Annotated in this window: 13 protein-coding genes; 6 read left to right on the forward strand and 7 right to left on the reverse strand. The window is 54.9% G+C overall.

What is annotated here, in order from left to right:
* A complete protein-coding gene (gene aspS / locus ACOTXC_RS05700) occupies nt 1–1773 on the reverse strand; it encodes an aspartate--tRNA ligase (protein ID WP_023300446.1) in 1773 nt (590 codons plus the stop codon).
* A 263-nt stretch (nt 1774–2036) separates the two neighbouring features.
* Between aspS and ACOTXC_RS05705 the strand changes: the two genes are divergently transcribed.
* The 5 genes from ACOTXC_RS05705 to cmoB are packed head-to-tail and all read left to right on the forward strand — an operon-like array spanning nt 2037 to nt 5617.
* Nucleotides 2037–2603, forward strand: a complete 567-nt coding sequence (locus ACOTXC_RS05705; RefSeq protein ID WP_320678347.1) for a hydrolase — start codon at nt 2037–2039, stop codon at nt 2601–2603.
* A complete protein-coding gene (locus ACOTXC_RS05710) occupies nt 2600–3418 on the forward strand; it encodes a DUF72 domain-containing protein (protein ID WP_023300448.1) in 819 nt (272 codons plus the stop codon). The genes ACOTXC_RS05705 and ACOTXC_RS05710 overlap by 4 nt, the downstream gene beginning before the upstream one ends.
* 51 nt (nt 3419–3469) lie before the next feature.
* On the forward strand, nt 3470–3865 hold the full coding sequence (locus ACOTXC_RS05715; protein ID WP_003859737.1) for an MAPEG family protein: 396 nt from the start codon (nt 3470–3472) through the stop codon (nt 3863–3865).
* 40 nt (nt 3866–3905) lie between these two features.
* Nucleotides 3906–4649 (forward strand): carboxy-S-adenosyl-L-methionine synthase CmoA, encoded by a 744-nt coding sequence (cmoA, locus tag ACOTXC_RS05720; protein WP_038416270.1) that lies wholly within the window; start codon nt 3906–3908, stop codon nt 4647–4649.
* Nucleotides 4646–5617 carry a tRNA 5-methoxyuridine(34)/uridine 5-oxyacetic acid(34) synthase CmoB gene (gene cmoB, locus ACOTXC_RS05725; RefSeq protein WP_015570275.1) on the forward strand — a complete coding sequence of 324 codons (972 nt, stop codon included), beginning with the start codon at nt 4646–4648 and terminating at the stop codon, nt 5615–5617. The genes cmoA and cmoB overlap by 4 nt, the downstream gene beginning before the upstream one ends.
* A 198-nt stretch (nt 5618–5815) precedes the next feature.
* Here cmoB and cutC read toward each other — a convergent pair whose 3' ends face one another.
* Complete coding sequence (gene cutC / locus ACOTXC_RS05730; protein ID WP_023300450.1) at nt 5816–6559, reverse strand: copper homeostasis protein CutC; 744 nt, start codon at nt 6557–6559, stop codon at nt 5816–5818.
* A 78-nt stretch (nt 6560–6637) separates the two neighbouring features.
* Nucleotides 6638–7198 (reverse strand): VOC family protein, encoded by a 561-nt coding sequence (locus ACOTXC_RS05735; RefSeq protein WP_015570274.1) that lies wholly within the window; start codon nt 7196–7198, stop codon nt 6638–6640.
* Between the two features lie 238 nt (nt 7199–7436).
* Here ACOTXC_RS05735 and argS point away from each other — a divergent pair, with 238 nt between their 5' ends.
* Entirely contained in the window at nt 7437–9170 is a 1734-nt protein-coding gene (gene argS / locus ACOTXC_RS05740; RefSeq protein WP_063150079.1) for an arginine--tRNA ligase, read from the forward strand.
* Nucleotides 9171–9215: 45 nt separating this feature from the next.
* On the opposite strand, the gene ACOTXC_RS05745 is transcribed toward argS, so the two are convergent.
* From ACOTXC_RS05745 to ACOTXC_RS05760, 4 genes are all read right to left on the reverse strand, one after another.
* Nucleotides 9216–9656 carry a DUF3421 domain-containing protein gene (locus ACOTXC_RS05745; protein ID WP_171935945.1) on the reverse strand — a complete coding sequence of 147 codons (441 nt, stop codon included), beginning with the start codon at nt 9654–9656 and terminating at the stop codon, nt 9216–9218.
* A 45-nt stretch (nt 9657–9701) separates the two neighbouring features.
* The gene (locus ACOTXC_RS05750; protein WP_022648496.1) at nt 9702–9992 is read right to left on the reverse strand and encodes a hypothetical protein; all 291 of its coding nucleotides are present in this window, start codon (nt 9990–9992) and stop codon (nt 9702–9704) included.
* Nucleotides 9993–10237: 245 nt separating this feature from the next.
* The gene (locus ACOTXC_RS05755) at nt 10238–11377 is read right to left on the reverse strand and encodes a glycoside hydrolase family 88/105 protein (protein ID WP_032622451.1); all 1140 of its coding nucleotides are present in this window, start codon (nt 11375–11377) and stop codon (nt 10238–10240) included.
* A gap of 4 nt (nt 11378–11381) precedes the next feature.
* The gene (locus tag ACOTXC_RS05760) at nt 11382–12965 is read right to left on the reverse strand and encodes an MFS transporter (protein ID WP_022648498.1); all 1584 of its coding nucleotides are present in this window, start codon (nt 12963–12965) and stop codon (nt 11382–11384) included.
* Nucleotides 12966–13014: the final 49 nt, after the last annotated feature.

A 13014-nucleotide genomic window follows, 5' to 3' on the forward strand; every position in this document is an offset into this window, starting at 1 on the left:
TCAGTTTTTCTCTTCCTTCTTCACCACCTCAATGCCCAGCTCAGCCAGCGCGGCCGGGTTGGCAAAGCTTGGCGCTTCAGTCATCAGACACGCCGCTGCGGTGGTTTTCGGGAAGGCGATAACATCACGGATGTTGTCGGTGCCGGTCAGCAGCATGGTCAGACGGTCAAGACCAAAGGCCAGACCCGCGTGCGGAGGCGTACCGTATTTCAGGGCGTCCAGCAGGAAGCCAAACTTCTCGCGCTGCTCCTGCTCGTTAATGCCCAGAATGCCGAACACGGTCTGCTGCATTTCACCGCTGTGAATACGCACGGAGCCGCCGCCCACTTCGTAGCCGTTGATAACCATATCGTAGGCATTCGCTACCGCATCTTCCGGTGCAGCCTTCAGTTCCGCCGCCGTCATGTCTTTTGGCGAGGTGAACGGGTGGTGCATCGCGGTCAGGCCGCCTTCACCGTCGTCTTCAAACATCGGGAAGTCGATCACCCACAGCGGCGCCCATTTGCTTTCATCGGTCAGGTTCAGGTCTTTGCCGAGCTTCAGACGCAGCGCGCCCATCGCATCCGCAACGACTTTCTTGTTGTCTGCGCCGAAGAAGATCATGTCGCCATCCTGCGCGCCGGTGCGCTCCAGAATAGCTTCCACGATGTCCGCATTCAGGAATTTCGCAACAGGGCTGGTAATGCCTTCCAGACCTTTTGCACGCTCGGTTACTTTAATATAGGCCAGACCCTTCGCACCGTAGATCTTGATGAAGTTGCCGTAGTCGTCAATCTGCTTACGGCTCAGCGCAGCACCGCCCGGTACGCGCAGGGCAGCCACGCGGCCTTTCGGATCGTTAGCCGGACCAGCAAAGACCGCGAACTCAACGGCTTTCACCAGGTCTGCCACGTCCACCAGCTCCATCGGGTTACGCAGGTCTGGTTTGTCGGAGCCGTAGCGACGCTCGGCTTCCGCGAAGGTCATGATTGGGAAATCACCCAGCTCAACGCCTTTTACGTCGTTCCACAGGCTACGCACCAGGGCTTCCATCACCTCACGCACCTGCTCGGCGGTCATGAAGGAGGTTTCCACATCGATCTGGGTAAATTCTGGCTGACGATCTGCACGCAGATCTTCATCGCGGAAGCATTTCACGATCTGATAGTAGCGGTCGAAGCCTGACATCATCAGCAGCTGCTTGAACAGCTGTGGTGACTGTGGCAGCGCGTAGAATTTGCCCTTATGGACGCGGGATGGCACCAGGTAGTCGCGCGCGCCTTCCGGCGTGGCTTTGGTCAGCATCGGAGTTTCAATATCGAGGAAACCGTGGTCATCCATAAAGCGACGCACCAAGCTGGTGATTTTCGCACGGGTTTTCAGGCGCTGAGCCATCTCCGGGCGACGCAGATCCAGGTAGCGGTATTTAAGACGCGCTTCTTCGGTGTTGACGTGGTTGGAGTCCAGCGGCAACGCTTCTGCGCGATTGATAATCACCAGATCGGACGCCAGCACTTCGATAGCACCGGTCGCCATATCGGCGTTGATGTTTTTCTCGTCACGCGCACGCACGGTGCCCGTCACCTGAATGCAGAACTCATTACGCAGCTCAGAGGCCAGCTTCAACGCATCAGCGCGATCCGGATCGAAGAACACCTGAACGATACCTTCGCGGTCACGCATATCAATAAAGATAAGGCTACCAAGATCGCGACGACGATTGACCCAACCACACAGGGTGACCTGCTGCCCGACGTGGGACTGACGCAGCTGCCCGCAATATTCTGTACGCATGAGATATCCCTTAATTAGCCGCAGGCTGATTGTCGCCTGTCTTACAGGCTACGATGTCGCAGCTTTCTGTATGTCACAACTGGATGAAAAAAGGCGGCTATTATACTGGAAATTCTGCCGCACGATAAGAGCGAAGCACGGCCTGACGCGTGTTTGCTGTGCTCTTATTGTCTATTCTCACAAAAATTAACAAAATTATCCGACCGATAACAGGCCATCCCGTCGTAAGGTGTAAAAAAGCAATTAATTTAACTGGAGTGACAATGTTAACGCTTGATGCCACCAAAACCGCCCTTGTGGTTATTGATTTACAGGAAGGGATCCTGCCTTTTGCCGGTGGTCCACACACCGCTGACGATGTTGTAAGCCGTGCTGCGCGTCTGGCGGAAAAATGCCGGGCCAGCGGTGCGCCTGTCGTCATGGTGCGCGTCGGCTGGTCCACTGATTTCGCCGAAGCGCTAAAGCAGCCAGTTGATGCTCAGGCCCCGGCGCATGCGCTGCCGGACAACTGGTGGACATACCCGGTCTCGCTCGGTAAACGCGACAGCGATGTAGAAGTCACCAAACGCCAGTGGGGCGCATTCTATGGCACTGACCTGGAGCTCCAGCTGCGCCGTCGCGGGATAGACACTATTATTCTGTGCGGGATCTCCACCAACATCGGTGTGGAATCCACCGCCCGTAACGCCTGGGAGCTGGGCTTTAACCTGGTGATAGCGGAAGATGCGTGCAGCGCAGCCTCTGCGGATCAGCATCAGGGCAGTATGACCCATATCTTCCCGCGTATTGGTCTCGTGCGCAGCACGGATGAGATCCTCAGCGCGCTATGATGTACGTGGGTTTGCCCCAGTGGTCGCACCCGAAATGGGTGCGCCTGGGTATTACTGGCCTTGAAGAGTATGCCCGACACTTTAACTGCGTGGAGGGCAATACCACGCTGTACGCTCTGCCACGCACGGAGATCGTCGAGCGCTGGCGCGAGCAAACCACCGACGATTTCCGCTTTTGCTTCAAATTTCCGGCAACCATCTCCCACAACGCCGCACTGCGAAACTGCGATGATTTAACCCACGAGTTTTTCACCCGGATGTCGCCCCTGGCAAACCGTGTTGGCCAGTACTGGCTCCAGCTTCCCGCCACGTTCGGCCCGCGCGATCTACAAGCCCTCTGGCAGTTTCTCGACGCCCTGCCCCACGATTTCACGTACGGTGTGGAGGTGAGGCATCCAGATTTCTTTGCCAAAGGTGACGCGGAGAAAGCGCTGAATCGCGGCCTGCATGAACGATCGGTCAACCGCGTGATCCTCGACAGCCGCCCCGTGCACAGCGCAATCCCGCACAGCGAAGCCGTTGTTGATGCCCAGCGCAAAAAACCGAAAGTACCGGTTCACGCCATTGTTACCGCGCAGAACCCGATGGTGCGGTTTATCGGCAGCGATAACATGCAACAGAATGAAGAGATGTTCGCCGTCTGGCTGCAAACGCTCGCGAAATGGGAGCAAACCACCACCCCGTACCTGTTTTTACATACGCCGGATATTGCCCAGGCACCTGAACTGGTCGATGCTCTCTGGCAGGCCTTGCAGCAGGCGGTTCCGTCGGTTGGCCCCGCGCCGTCCATCCCACAACAATCTTCTCTTTTCTGAAATCACCCCCTATCATAGAGACGTGCCATCTGCCAAAAACAGGGAGTTAGTATGGTCAGCGCGCTGTATGCGGTGTTAGGTGCATTACTGCTGATTAAATTTTCATTTGATGTTGTGCGCCTGAGAATGCAGTACCGCGTCTCCTACGGTGACGGGGGCTTTTCTGAGCTGCAAAGCGCAATCCGGATCCACGGCAACGCGGTCGAGTACATTCCCGTCGCGTTAATTTTACTGCTGTTAATGGAGATGGATGGCGCTGAAACCTGGATGGTGCACGTCTGTGGGCTGCTGCTGATTGCAGGTCGTTTGATGCATTATTATGGTTTTCACCACCGCCTGATCCGCTGGCGTCGTTCCGGCATGAGCGCGACCTGGTGCTCGCTTTTGCTGATGGTGCTGGCTAACCTTTGGTATATGCCATGGGAGTTGGTTTTCTCCTTCCATTAGCGCACAATATGCCCCTTTATTTTTCCCGGATTTTTACGTTATGTCAGATCGCGACACGCTTTTTTCCGCGCCTATCGCCAGCCTGGGCGACTGGACCTTTGATGAACGGGTAGCCGAAGTCTTCCCGGATATGATCCAGCGCTCTGTTCCCGGTTATTCCAATATCATCTCCATGATCGGCATGCTGGCGGAGCGTTTTGTTCAACCCGGCACGCAGGTCTATGACCTGGGCTGTTCGCTGGGAGCGGCAACGCTGTCCATTCGTCGTAACGTTCATCACGAAGGCTGCAAGATTGTGGCTGTCGATAACTCACCGGCCATGGTTGAGCGCTGCCGTCGCCACATTGACGCGTATAAAGCCCCTACGCCTGTGGAGGTGGTGGAAGGCGATATCCGCGATATCGACATCCAGAACGCCTCGATGGTGGTCCTGAACTTTACCCTTCAGTTCCTGGTGCCGGACGATCGTCAGCGGTTGCTGGATAAAATTTATCAGGGCCTGAACCCGGGCGGCGCGCTGGTGTTGTCTGAGAAATTCAGCTTTGAAGACGCCAGCGTGGGCGAACTGCTGTTCAACATGCACCATGATTTCAAGCGTGCAAACGGCTACAGCGAGCTGGAGATCAGCCAGAAGCGCAGCATGCTTGAAAACGTCATGCTGACGGATTCCGTTGAAACACACAAAGCGCGCCTGCGCAAAGCCGGATTTGAACACAGCGAACTGTGGTTCCAGTGCTTTAATTTTGGTTCTCTGGTGGCGCTGAAAGCCGGAGACACAGCATGATCGAGTTCGGTAATTTCTATCAACTGATTGCCAAAAACCACCTTTCCCACTGGCTGGAAACCCTGCCTGCGCAAATTGCCACCTGGCAGCGCGATCAGCAGCATGGTCTGTTGAAGCAGTGGTCCAACGCCGTGGAGTTTCTGCCTGAACTGACGCCTCATCGTCTGGATTTACTGCACAGCGTGACGGCGGAGAGCGAAGAGCCGCTCCCGGCCGGGCAGATCAACCGCATCGAAACGCTGATGCGTAACCTGATGCCGTGGCGCAAAGGGCCGTTCTCGCTGTACGGCGTGAACATCAATACCGAATGGCGCTCAGACTGGAAGTGGGATCGCGTTCTGCCGCATTTATCCGACCTGACCGGGCGCACCATTCTGGACGTGGGCTGCGGTAGCGGCTATCACATGTGGCGCATGATCGGCGCAGGCGCGCATCTGGCCGTCGGTATCGATCCGATGCAGCTGTTCCTGTGCCAGTTTGAAGCGGTGCGAAAGCTGCTGGGTAACGACCAGCGCGCGCACCTGCTGCCGCTGGGTATCGAGCAACTCCCTGCTCTGAAAGCCTTTGATACCGTGTTCTCGATGGGCGTGCTGTACCACCGTCGTTCCCCGCTGGAGCATCTCTGGCAACTGAAAGATCAGCTGGTCAGCGGCGGTGAGCTGGTGCTGGAAACGCTGGTCATCGAAGGGGATGAACATGCCGTTCTGGTGCCAGGCGATCGCTATGCGCAGATGCGCAACGTTTACTTCATCCCTTCCGCGCTGGCGCTGAAGAACTGGCTGGAGAAATGTGGGTTTGTCGATGTACGCATCGCCGATGTGTGCGTGACGTCGGTTGAGGAACAGCGCCGCACCGACTGGATGATCACCGAATCGCTGGAGCAATTCCTCGACCCGGACGATCACAGTAAAACCATCGAAGGCTATCCGGCCCCGATGCGTGCGGTGCTGATTGCAACGAAGCCGTAGTATTTATCCCCTCACCCCGGCCCTCTCCCCAAAGGGGCGAGGGTGAAAAGACCGCACCGTGCAGTCCCCTCTCCCCTGTGGGGAGAGGGTTAGGGTGAGGGGCAAGAATAAAAAAAGGCCCCTGTTGAAATTGCAGGGGCCTGGTACAAGCAAGCATCATATTGGGCGACATGATGCGCGGTAAAAATCGGTACGTTGCTACACGTGATGACGTTCAATCAGCGATTTCATTTCCGCAACCGACTCTCCATCCACACCGTAGCGCGAGTACTCATCCGCTTCAGCATCCGTCGACATTGACAACCCTGTATTGCGATAACGCATGGGTGAAGGTATCCATTTACCCGCCGAGCTGTGTAGCTCTTCCACCCCTGCGTTTAAAAACAGTTCCAGATTGCTGGCGCGTACTCCTGCGCCCGCCATGATTATTGGAACACCGGAATGTGCTTTTAGTTCCGTAATTAATTTCAGTCCTTTTTCAGCCGAGGGCTGCTGGCCCGACGTCAGAACGCGCGCCACGCCCAGTTCTGCCAGCGTATCAAAGGCTTGTATCGGATCCTGACACATATCGAACGCACGATGAAAAGTGACCGCCATTCCCTGGGCTGCGCGCATGACCTGGCGCATACGCGAAAGATCGATGTTTCCGTCTTCGTCCAGCACACCGATCACCAGGCCCGGAAAACCGGAATCACGGACGAGGGCGATATCCTCAAGCATGGCACTGAACTCACCCGCCGTATAACAAAAATCACCGCCGCGCGGGCGAATAATCGGGTGCACCGGAATGGTGATGGCCTGACGGGCTGATTTCAGCACGCCAAAGGACGGGGTTAATCCCCCTTCTTTCGGTGCCGCGCAAAGCTCGATGCGATCGGCCCCCTGCCGTTGCGCAGTGACGGCACACTCCACGCTGTAACAACAAATTTCCAGCAGCGCCATGTCATCCTCCTTAAATTTCACTCAACGTACCATCGTGGCACGTTGCCCGATTCGTGTCTGGATCGACGCTCACAGTGCTTACGCTTCGCTGGCGACGATCTGCTCAATAGTCCAGGGATGGAATTTCACCGTCACGTTGCCGTCCGTTACGGCAAGCGTAGGGTTCGGTAAGCGTTCGCGCTCACCTTTTGGCGAGCTGGTTTTGACGAAAATACCCGGCTGGCTTAACCCCTCGTCGGAAAGCAGCGCCAGCGCACGGGCGTTCAGCGTCTCGGGCTCCCCAGGCAGAACAATTTCGATATGCTCCCAGCCTTCGTGCGGATAACGCTTTTCTCCTGGCCAGGGCAGTTCCACAACGGTGAATTGCCAGTGCGCCACCGTAACCGGCGCGTGAAGTTTGAACAGGCAAATCGGGCGACCGTTAATGATATTCTCTGACAGCAGTTCACCGCACTGTTCAAAGCCACGCCGCCAGCGTTCGGCGGTGGCATTCTGGTGGCAGCGCAAAGAGATGTGATCGGCCTCAAGCGGCGCGATATCCAGCCCGAGACGGGTGGCAAGTTCTGTGAACGCCTGGGTGAAGCGCGGTAAATCTGCGGAAATATCATGCAGTTCGTCAATGGTGTGCCAGTTCGCCATAGGTCAGTCTCGTTTCATGTCGCAAAGCCGCTAATTTACTCTGTTGACCTCTGTCGACCAACCGCAGAATCACGGTTTTTTTGACTGCATGATTATGCATACCGTCTTCGCCTGGATTCTGAGCGATCTTCGCCCCCCGCAGGGCTGACGCCCGAGGCCATTTGCAGTATACTCCCGCCCTAAATTCTTAAACTGGCGTGGGTGTTTTTTACCCGCATCAAAAACGTAAGGTATCCAGGTGAATATTCAGGCTCTTCTCTCAGAAAAAGTCAGTCAGGCACTGATTGCCGCAGGTGCGCCTGCGGATTGCGAACCACAGGTTCGTCAGTCAGCGAAAGTACAGTTTGGCGACTATCAGGCTAATGGCGTGATGGCAGTGGCTAAAAAACTGGGCATGCCGCCGCGACAGCTCGCTGAGCAGGTACTGACGCATCTGGATCTCACCGGCATCGCCAGCAAAACCGAAATCGCCGGTCCGGGCTTTATCAACATTTTCCTTGAGCCTGCGTTCCTGGCAAGCCACGTTGACGCGGCGCTGAAATCTGACCGTCTGGGCGTGGCTCAGCCAGAAGCGCAGACCGTGGTGGTTGACTACTCCGCGCCAAACGTGGCGAAGGAGATGCACGTCGGTCACCTGCGCTCCACCATTATCGGTGATGCGGCCGTGCGTACCCTGGAGTTCCTCGGTCACAAGGTGATCCGCGCTAACCACGTAGGCGACTGGGGCACGCAGTTCGGTATGCTGATCGCATATCTGGAAAAACAGCAGCAGGAAAACGCAGGCGAAATGGCGCTGGCAGACCTGGAAGGTTTCTACCGTGAAGCCAAAAAACACTACGACGAAGACGAAGCCTTTGCCGAGCGCGCGCGCAGCTACGTGGTGAAACTTCAAGGCGGCGATCCGTACTTCCTCGAGATGTGGCGCAAGCTGGTGGACATCACCATGTCCCAGAACCAGCTTACCTATAACCGTCTGAACGTGACCCTGACCCGCGACGACGTAATGGGTGAAAGCCTGTATAACCCGATGCTGCCGGGCATTGTGGCGGACCTGAAAGCCAAAAACCTGGCGGTGGAAAGCGAAGGCGCAACGGTAGTATTCCTTGATGAGTATAAAAACAAGGAAGGCGAACCGATGGGCGTGATCGTCCAGAAAAAGGATGGCGGCTACCTCTACACCACCACCGATATCGCCTGTGCGAAATACCGTTACGAAACCCTGCATGCAGACCGCGTGCTGTATTACATCGACTCCCGTCAGCACCAGCACCTGATGCAGGCGTGGACTATCGTGCGTAAAGCGGGTTATGTACCTGAATCCGTGCCGCTGGAACACCACATGTTCGGCATGATGCTGGGTAAAGACGGTAAGCCGTTCAAAACCCGTGCGGGCGGCACCGTGAAGCTCTCCGATCTGCTGGATGAAGCGCTGGAGCGCGCCCGTCGGCTGGTGGCCGAGAAGAACCCGGATATGCCTGCTGACGAGCTGGAGAAACTGGCTAACGCGGTTGGGATCGGTGCGGTAAAATACGCGGATCTCTCCAAGAACCGTACCACCGACTATATCTTCGACTGGGACAACATGCTGGCGTTTGAAGGCAACACGGCGCCGTACATGCAGTACGCTTACACCCGCGTACTCTCCGTCTTCCGTAAAGCCAGTATTGACGAAAGCGTGCTGGCGAACGCCACGGTGACCCTTACCGAAGACCGTGAAGCACAGCTGGCTGCCCGCCTGCTTCAGTTCGAAGAGACGCTCTCTGTGGTCGCGCGCGACGGTACGCCGCACGTTATGTGTGCTTACCTTTACGATCTGGCCGGTCTGTTCTCTGGCTTCTACGAACACTGCCCTATCCTGACCGCCGAGAGCGAAGCGGTGCGTAACAGCCGCCTGAAGCTGGCGCAGCTGACGGCGAAGACCCTGAAACTGGGTCTGGATACTCTGGGTATCGAAACCATAGAACGTATGTAAAAAAGAAACCCGGCGGTTGCCGGGTTTTTTTATAAATGAACGCCATCAGTCGTGAACGAGTACCTGGAAGGTATCTAATTCATACTCTCTGCCGTTATAGCCGATGCAGCAACCTCTGCTGAGGTGACTTCCAGCTTTACCCAAAAAGAGACCGTTATCGAATTTTGCACGGGCAACGTAGAGCTTAGTGCCATTGGCTTCATGTCCCGCCTCAACCATATTCGGTGGGAAATGTTTATCCTTAACGTCTACCCATTTTAAAGCGCCCACGTAAACTTCAAATTCATTACAAAAGTGCTCTCTTCCTCCCCATGGGACCCATGCCGTATTGCCGAACACCCATTTCCCCGGATGAATCCCACCATTCACTTTTGCGCGAATAATAAACAATGGAGATGGTCCTTTGATACCAGGAACACCTATTTCATAACCTGCTACAGGCGCGTCCAATGGGATAAACTCATCCCTTTTCGCTGATTTCCACATAATGATGTCCTTTTCAGTCTAAATAATCATCCGTAGTTAAAATCATTAAAACTCAGAAATTGAATGAATGGCAAAGTCATTATTCAGGCTTTGAAAAATAATCACCTTAACCAGTGATTTTTCCGGGCCTTCCGCATGGATAAAACGGCGAAGCGCAATAAAGGTATGGAACTGGCCAGCCACAAGCTGGCTTCCGACATACAGTAGTGGGAAATAACCCGCACCATCAATATCCTTGAAAACCGTGTCGAACATATTGATATGTTCATCAGACATTTTATCGGCATGCATATTTACAGCAGGGTTAACGATAATACCGCCCATTGTATTTTCCATTGCATCACTCCTTGTATGAATATTAGAAGAATCTTAACGCAGATAAAAAATAGGATAAATACGGATTGTGTTTTGTGAAGAAAATCACGCTTTAATACTAAGCGTAATGTATTTCCAGCATAGTATTCACTCCATCAATATATAACACGCCTGATATTGATGGCGTAAGGTATTTTCCCGGTGCCATTATAAAAAAAAGCCTCTTCTAAAAGAGGCTTTGCAGTAATGAGATTATTATTCAGGTATTAAAAATATTTCCGTAAATATTCCGTCAGGCACAAAATCGCCATTGCCTGGCCATACGGCATCGAGGTCAGCGGTATCTGGCGGTAAAACGCCAGATCGCTGCCCATCCCCGTCCCGAAGGACGTTTGCAGCAGTTCCCCTTCCGGCGAGATGTTTTGCACGATACCGCGGATCGCTTTCTCCGCCACCTCTGCATACTCTGCGCCGACATACCGCTTGCGCACGGCTTTCAGAATGCCGTAGGCAAACCCTGCCGTGGCCGACGCCTCCAGATAAGAATCAGGATCGTCCAGCAGCGTATGCCACAATCCACTCTCATCCTGACATTTTGCCAGTGCGGCGATCTGCGCATTTAGCACCTGCACCAGATAGCGACGAACGGCGTTGTTTTCTGGCAGATCCACCAGTTCGAGGAAATCCGGGATCACGATGGTCAGCCAGCTGTTGCCGCGCGCCCAGCGGGCCCGGGCAAAGTTGTGATTGCCGTCGTAATTCCAGCCGTGGAACCACAGCCCCGTCTCACGATCCATCAGGTTCTGTACGTGGAGCAGGAACTGATAGATCGCCTCCTCGACGTACTCCGGCTTATTAAGCAGCTTGCCGATTTTCGCCAGCGGCAGCACCGTCATCATCAGCGTGTCATCCCACATCTGCTGATGGTTCTCTTCCGCCAGTGTGATGTGCTGCATGCCGCCATGTTCGGTGCGCGGCATCTCATTCATCGCCCATTCCGCCCAGCTTTCCAGCCACGGCAGCCAGGCCGGGTTTTTGGTCTCTTCGTAGCGATACGCCAGTGTCAGGAACGGCGACATGGTATTCACGTTTTTGGTGGTTGCGCCTTCTGCGAAACGGTCATTAAACCAGCTGTCGATAATCTCGCGCATGCCTGCGTCACCGGTCTGGCAGTAATACTGCCAGATACCGTACAAACCAACGCCGTGCGTCCATTCCCATCCGGCCCAGCCTTTGGTGTCGATCACGCGCCCGTCGTCCAGCCGCAGCAAAAACTCACCCGTTTTGTCGTGGATATTGACCAGATTATGCGTCACCTTTTGAATCAGCGATTTCAGTTCATCCCTGGCGATAAAGCGCTCAGGCTGACGCAGTAACGGGCTATGTTTGACAGGCCAAACTTTCATCATCTTAACCTCTGTTGTATGTCGAATTCAGTACCGCACGATCCTTCAGTGAAGGGGCCGCCGGCTTGTTGCGATTCAGGTAACCGATATTGTTGTTGCCCCACAGGGATTCATACGGCATACCGGCCAGCATCTCCACGGTGGCGCGGGCCTGCGGGGTCGCCGCCTCCGGCATCGCATGGCCGGACTCGCGCATTTTCGCGGTCTCTTCACGCAGGGTGCTGTGGGTCTGCAAATTGAGTTTGAAGCGCAGGGAGACCAGGAAGCCGCAGAACAGTACCAGAATGGTGCCGACGCTCAGGATCATCAGGATAGTGTGGCTCACTTCCGCAGGCTGCACTTTTTGACCGCTGACAAAGCCAGACATCTGCATCACGATCCCCACCAGCATTACCGCACCGGCCTGGGACGCTTTACGGGTCAGCGTCATGATGCCCGCGAAGATCCCTTCGCGACGCTGACCGGTGATCACTTCGTCCACGTCAGCAATGTAGGTGTAGGTATTCCACGGTACGTAGTTGATACCCCCGCGGCCAAGACCGGCAACCGCAGAGATCAGCAGCAGCAGAGCGTAAACGTCGCTCAGGCCCGCGTAATAAAGCACCGCGTAAGAGAGCGAGGCCAGGCCAAACAGCACGACCACCATGCGGTAAGACGGCGCAGGTCCGAAGCGAATGCACAGCGGGATCATGCCAATCACGGCGAGGAACTGGAAGATGGCCATCGTGCCCAGCAGGTTGGACGCCATGGATGCTTCCTGCATCAGCACAAACACCACGTAATAGGTGAATACGGCGTTGAACACATCCTGGGCAATATAGCCGCCGAGATACATGCCCAGATGCTGGCGGAAAATCTTGATACGCAGCGTCGAACTTAATTCGACAAAAAGACGGTTCAGGCTCTGTCCCAGGGTCAGCTTTTTCTTCTCTTCTTCAGCGCGCAGGGCTGCTTCAGACCACTCTTCCCGCGGACGCTCCCAGGTGAAGAACCAGACGAAAGTAAGCATCAGCGCGCAAAGTACGGAGAAGACCAGGCTTGCATAGAAGAAGGAGATCGCGTTGTCTTTGCCGAAATGCGTGAGCAGGATCCCCGGCAGGAAGGAGGCCAAAATGGCGGACATCTGGGCCATGGAGATACGCGCCCCGGAGAATTTGGTTTTTTGTTTGAAATCGTCAGTCATTTCCGGCACCAGCGTTTCATACGGCACCAGAATCATGGTGTAAACAATATCAAAGATCAGATACGTCAGCAGGTAATACCAGAAACTCATGTCCCCTACCCACATCAGCGAGTAGCTGAAAACGCAGGGAATACCGAGCAGGATGAAGAACTTACGCCGGCCAAAACGCTTACCCAGCCAGGTGGTACCAAAATTATCGGTTAAAAAGCCCATTAACGGACTGACAACCGCATCCAGCACCCTTGCGGCAGCGAAGATAAAGGTTGCTTCAATCGGTGTGAGTCCACAGAAGGTCGTATAAAAATACAAAAGCCAGGCGGCCGTCAGGGCGGTAGTCCCCGCTCCGAGGAAGTCCCCTGAACCGTAAGCAAGATAATTTGCGAGTCCAATTTTACGTGTTTTCATTGCCGTCAACCCTAATCAGTTTTGGGAGACTCCCTGTAAGCAAACCTCG

Source organism: Enterobacter cloacae complex sp. IR5428 (assembly GCF_049238585.1).
GTDB classification, from domain to species: domain Bacteria; phylum Pseudomonadota; class Gammaproteobacteria; order Enterobacterales; family Enterobacteriaceae; genus Enterobacter; species Enterobacter intestinihominis.

Excerpts from the sequence above, each read along its gene's own strand:
- ACOTXC_RS05760 (WP_022648498.1), bottom strand. The coding sequence starts at position 12,965 with ATGAAAACACGTAAAATTGGACTCGCAAATTATCTTGCTTACGGTTCA.
- ACOTXC_RS05735 (WP_015570274.1), bottom strand. The coding sequence starts at position 7,198 with ATGGCGAACTGGCACACCATTGACGAACTGCATGATATTTCCGCAGAT.
- cmoA (WP_038416270.1), top strand. The coding sequence starts at position 3,906 with ATGTCAGATCGCGACACGCTTTTTTCCGCGCCTATCGCCAGCCTGGGC.
- ACOTXC_RS05750 (WP_022648496.1), bottom strand. The coding sequence starts at position 9,992 with ATGGAAAATACAATGGGCGGTATTATCGTTAACCCTGCTGTAAATATG.
- ACOTXC_RS05710 (WP_023300448.1), top strand. The coding sequence starts at position 2,600 with ATGATGTACGTGGGTTTGCCCCAGTGGTCGCACCCGAAATGGGTGCGC.
- aspS (WP_023300446.1), bottom strand. The coding sequence starts at position 1,773 with ATGCGTACAGAATATTGCGGGCAGCTGCGTCAGTCCCACGTCGGGCAG.
- ACOTXC_RS05745 (WP_171935945.1), bottom strand. The coding sequence starts at position 9,656 with ATGTGGAAATCAGCGAAAAGGGATGAGTTTATCCCATTGGACGCGCCT.
- ACOTXC_RS05705 (WP_320678347.1), top strand. The coding sequence starts at position 2,037 with ATGTTAACGCTTGATGCCACCAAAACCGCCCTTGTGGTTATTGATTTA.
- ACOTXC_RS05715 (WP_003859737.1), top strand. The coding sequence starts at position 3,470 with ATGGTCAGCGCGCTGTATGCGGTGTTAGGTGCATTACTGCTGATTAAA.
- ACOTXC_RS05755 (WP_032622451.1), bottom strand. The coding sequence starts at position 11,377 with ATGAAAGTTTGGCCTGTCAAACATAGCCCGTTACTGCGTCAGCCTGAG.
- cmoB (WP_015570275.1), top strand. The coding sequence starts at position 4,646 with ATGATCGAGTTCGGTAATTTCTATCAACTGATTGCCAAAAACCACCTT.
- cutC (WP_023300450.1), bottom strand. The coding sequence starts at position 6,559 with ATGGCGCTGCTGGAAATTTGTTGTTACAGCGTGGAGTGTGCCGTCACT.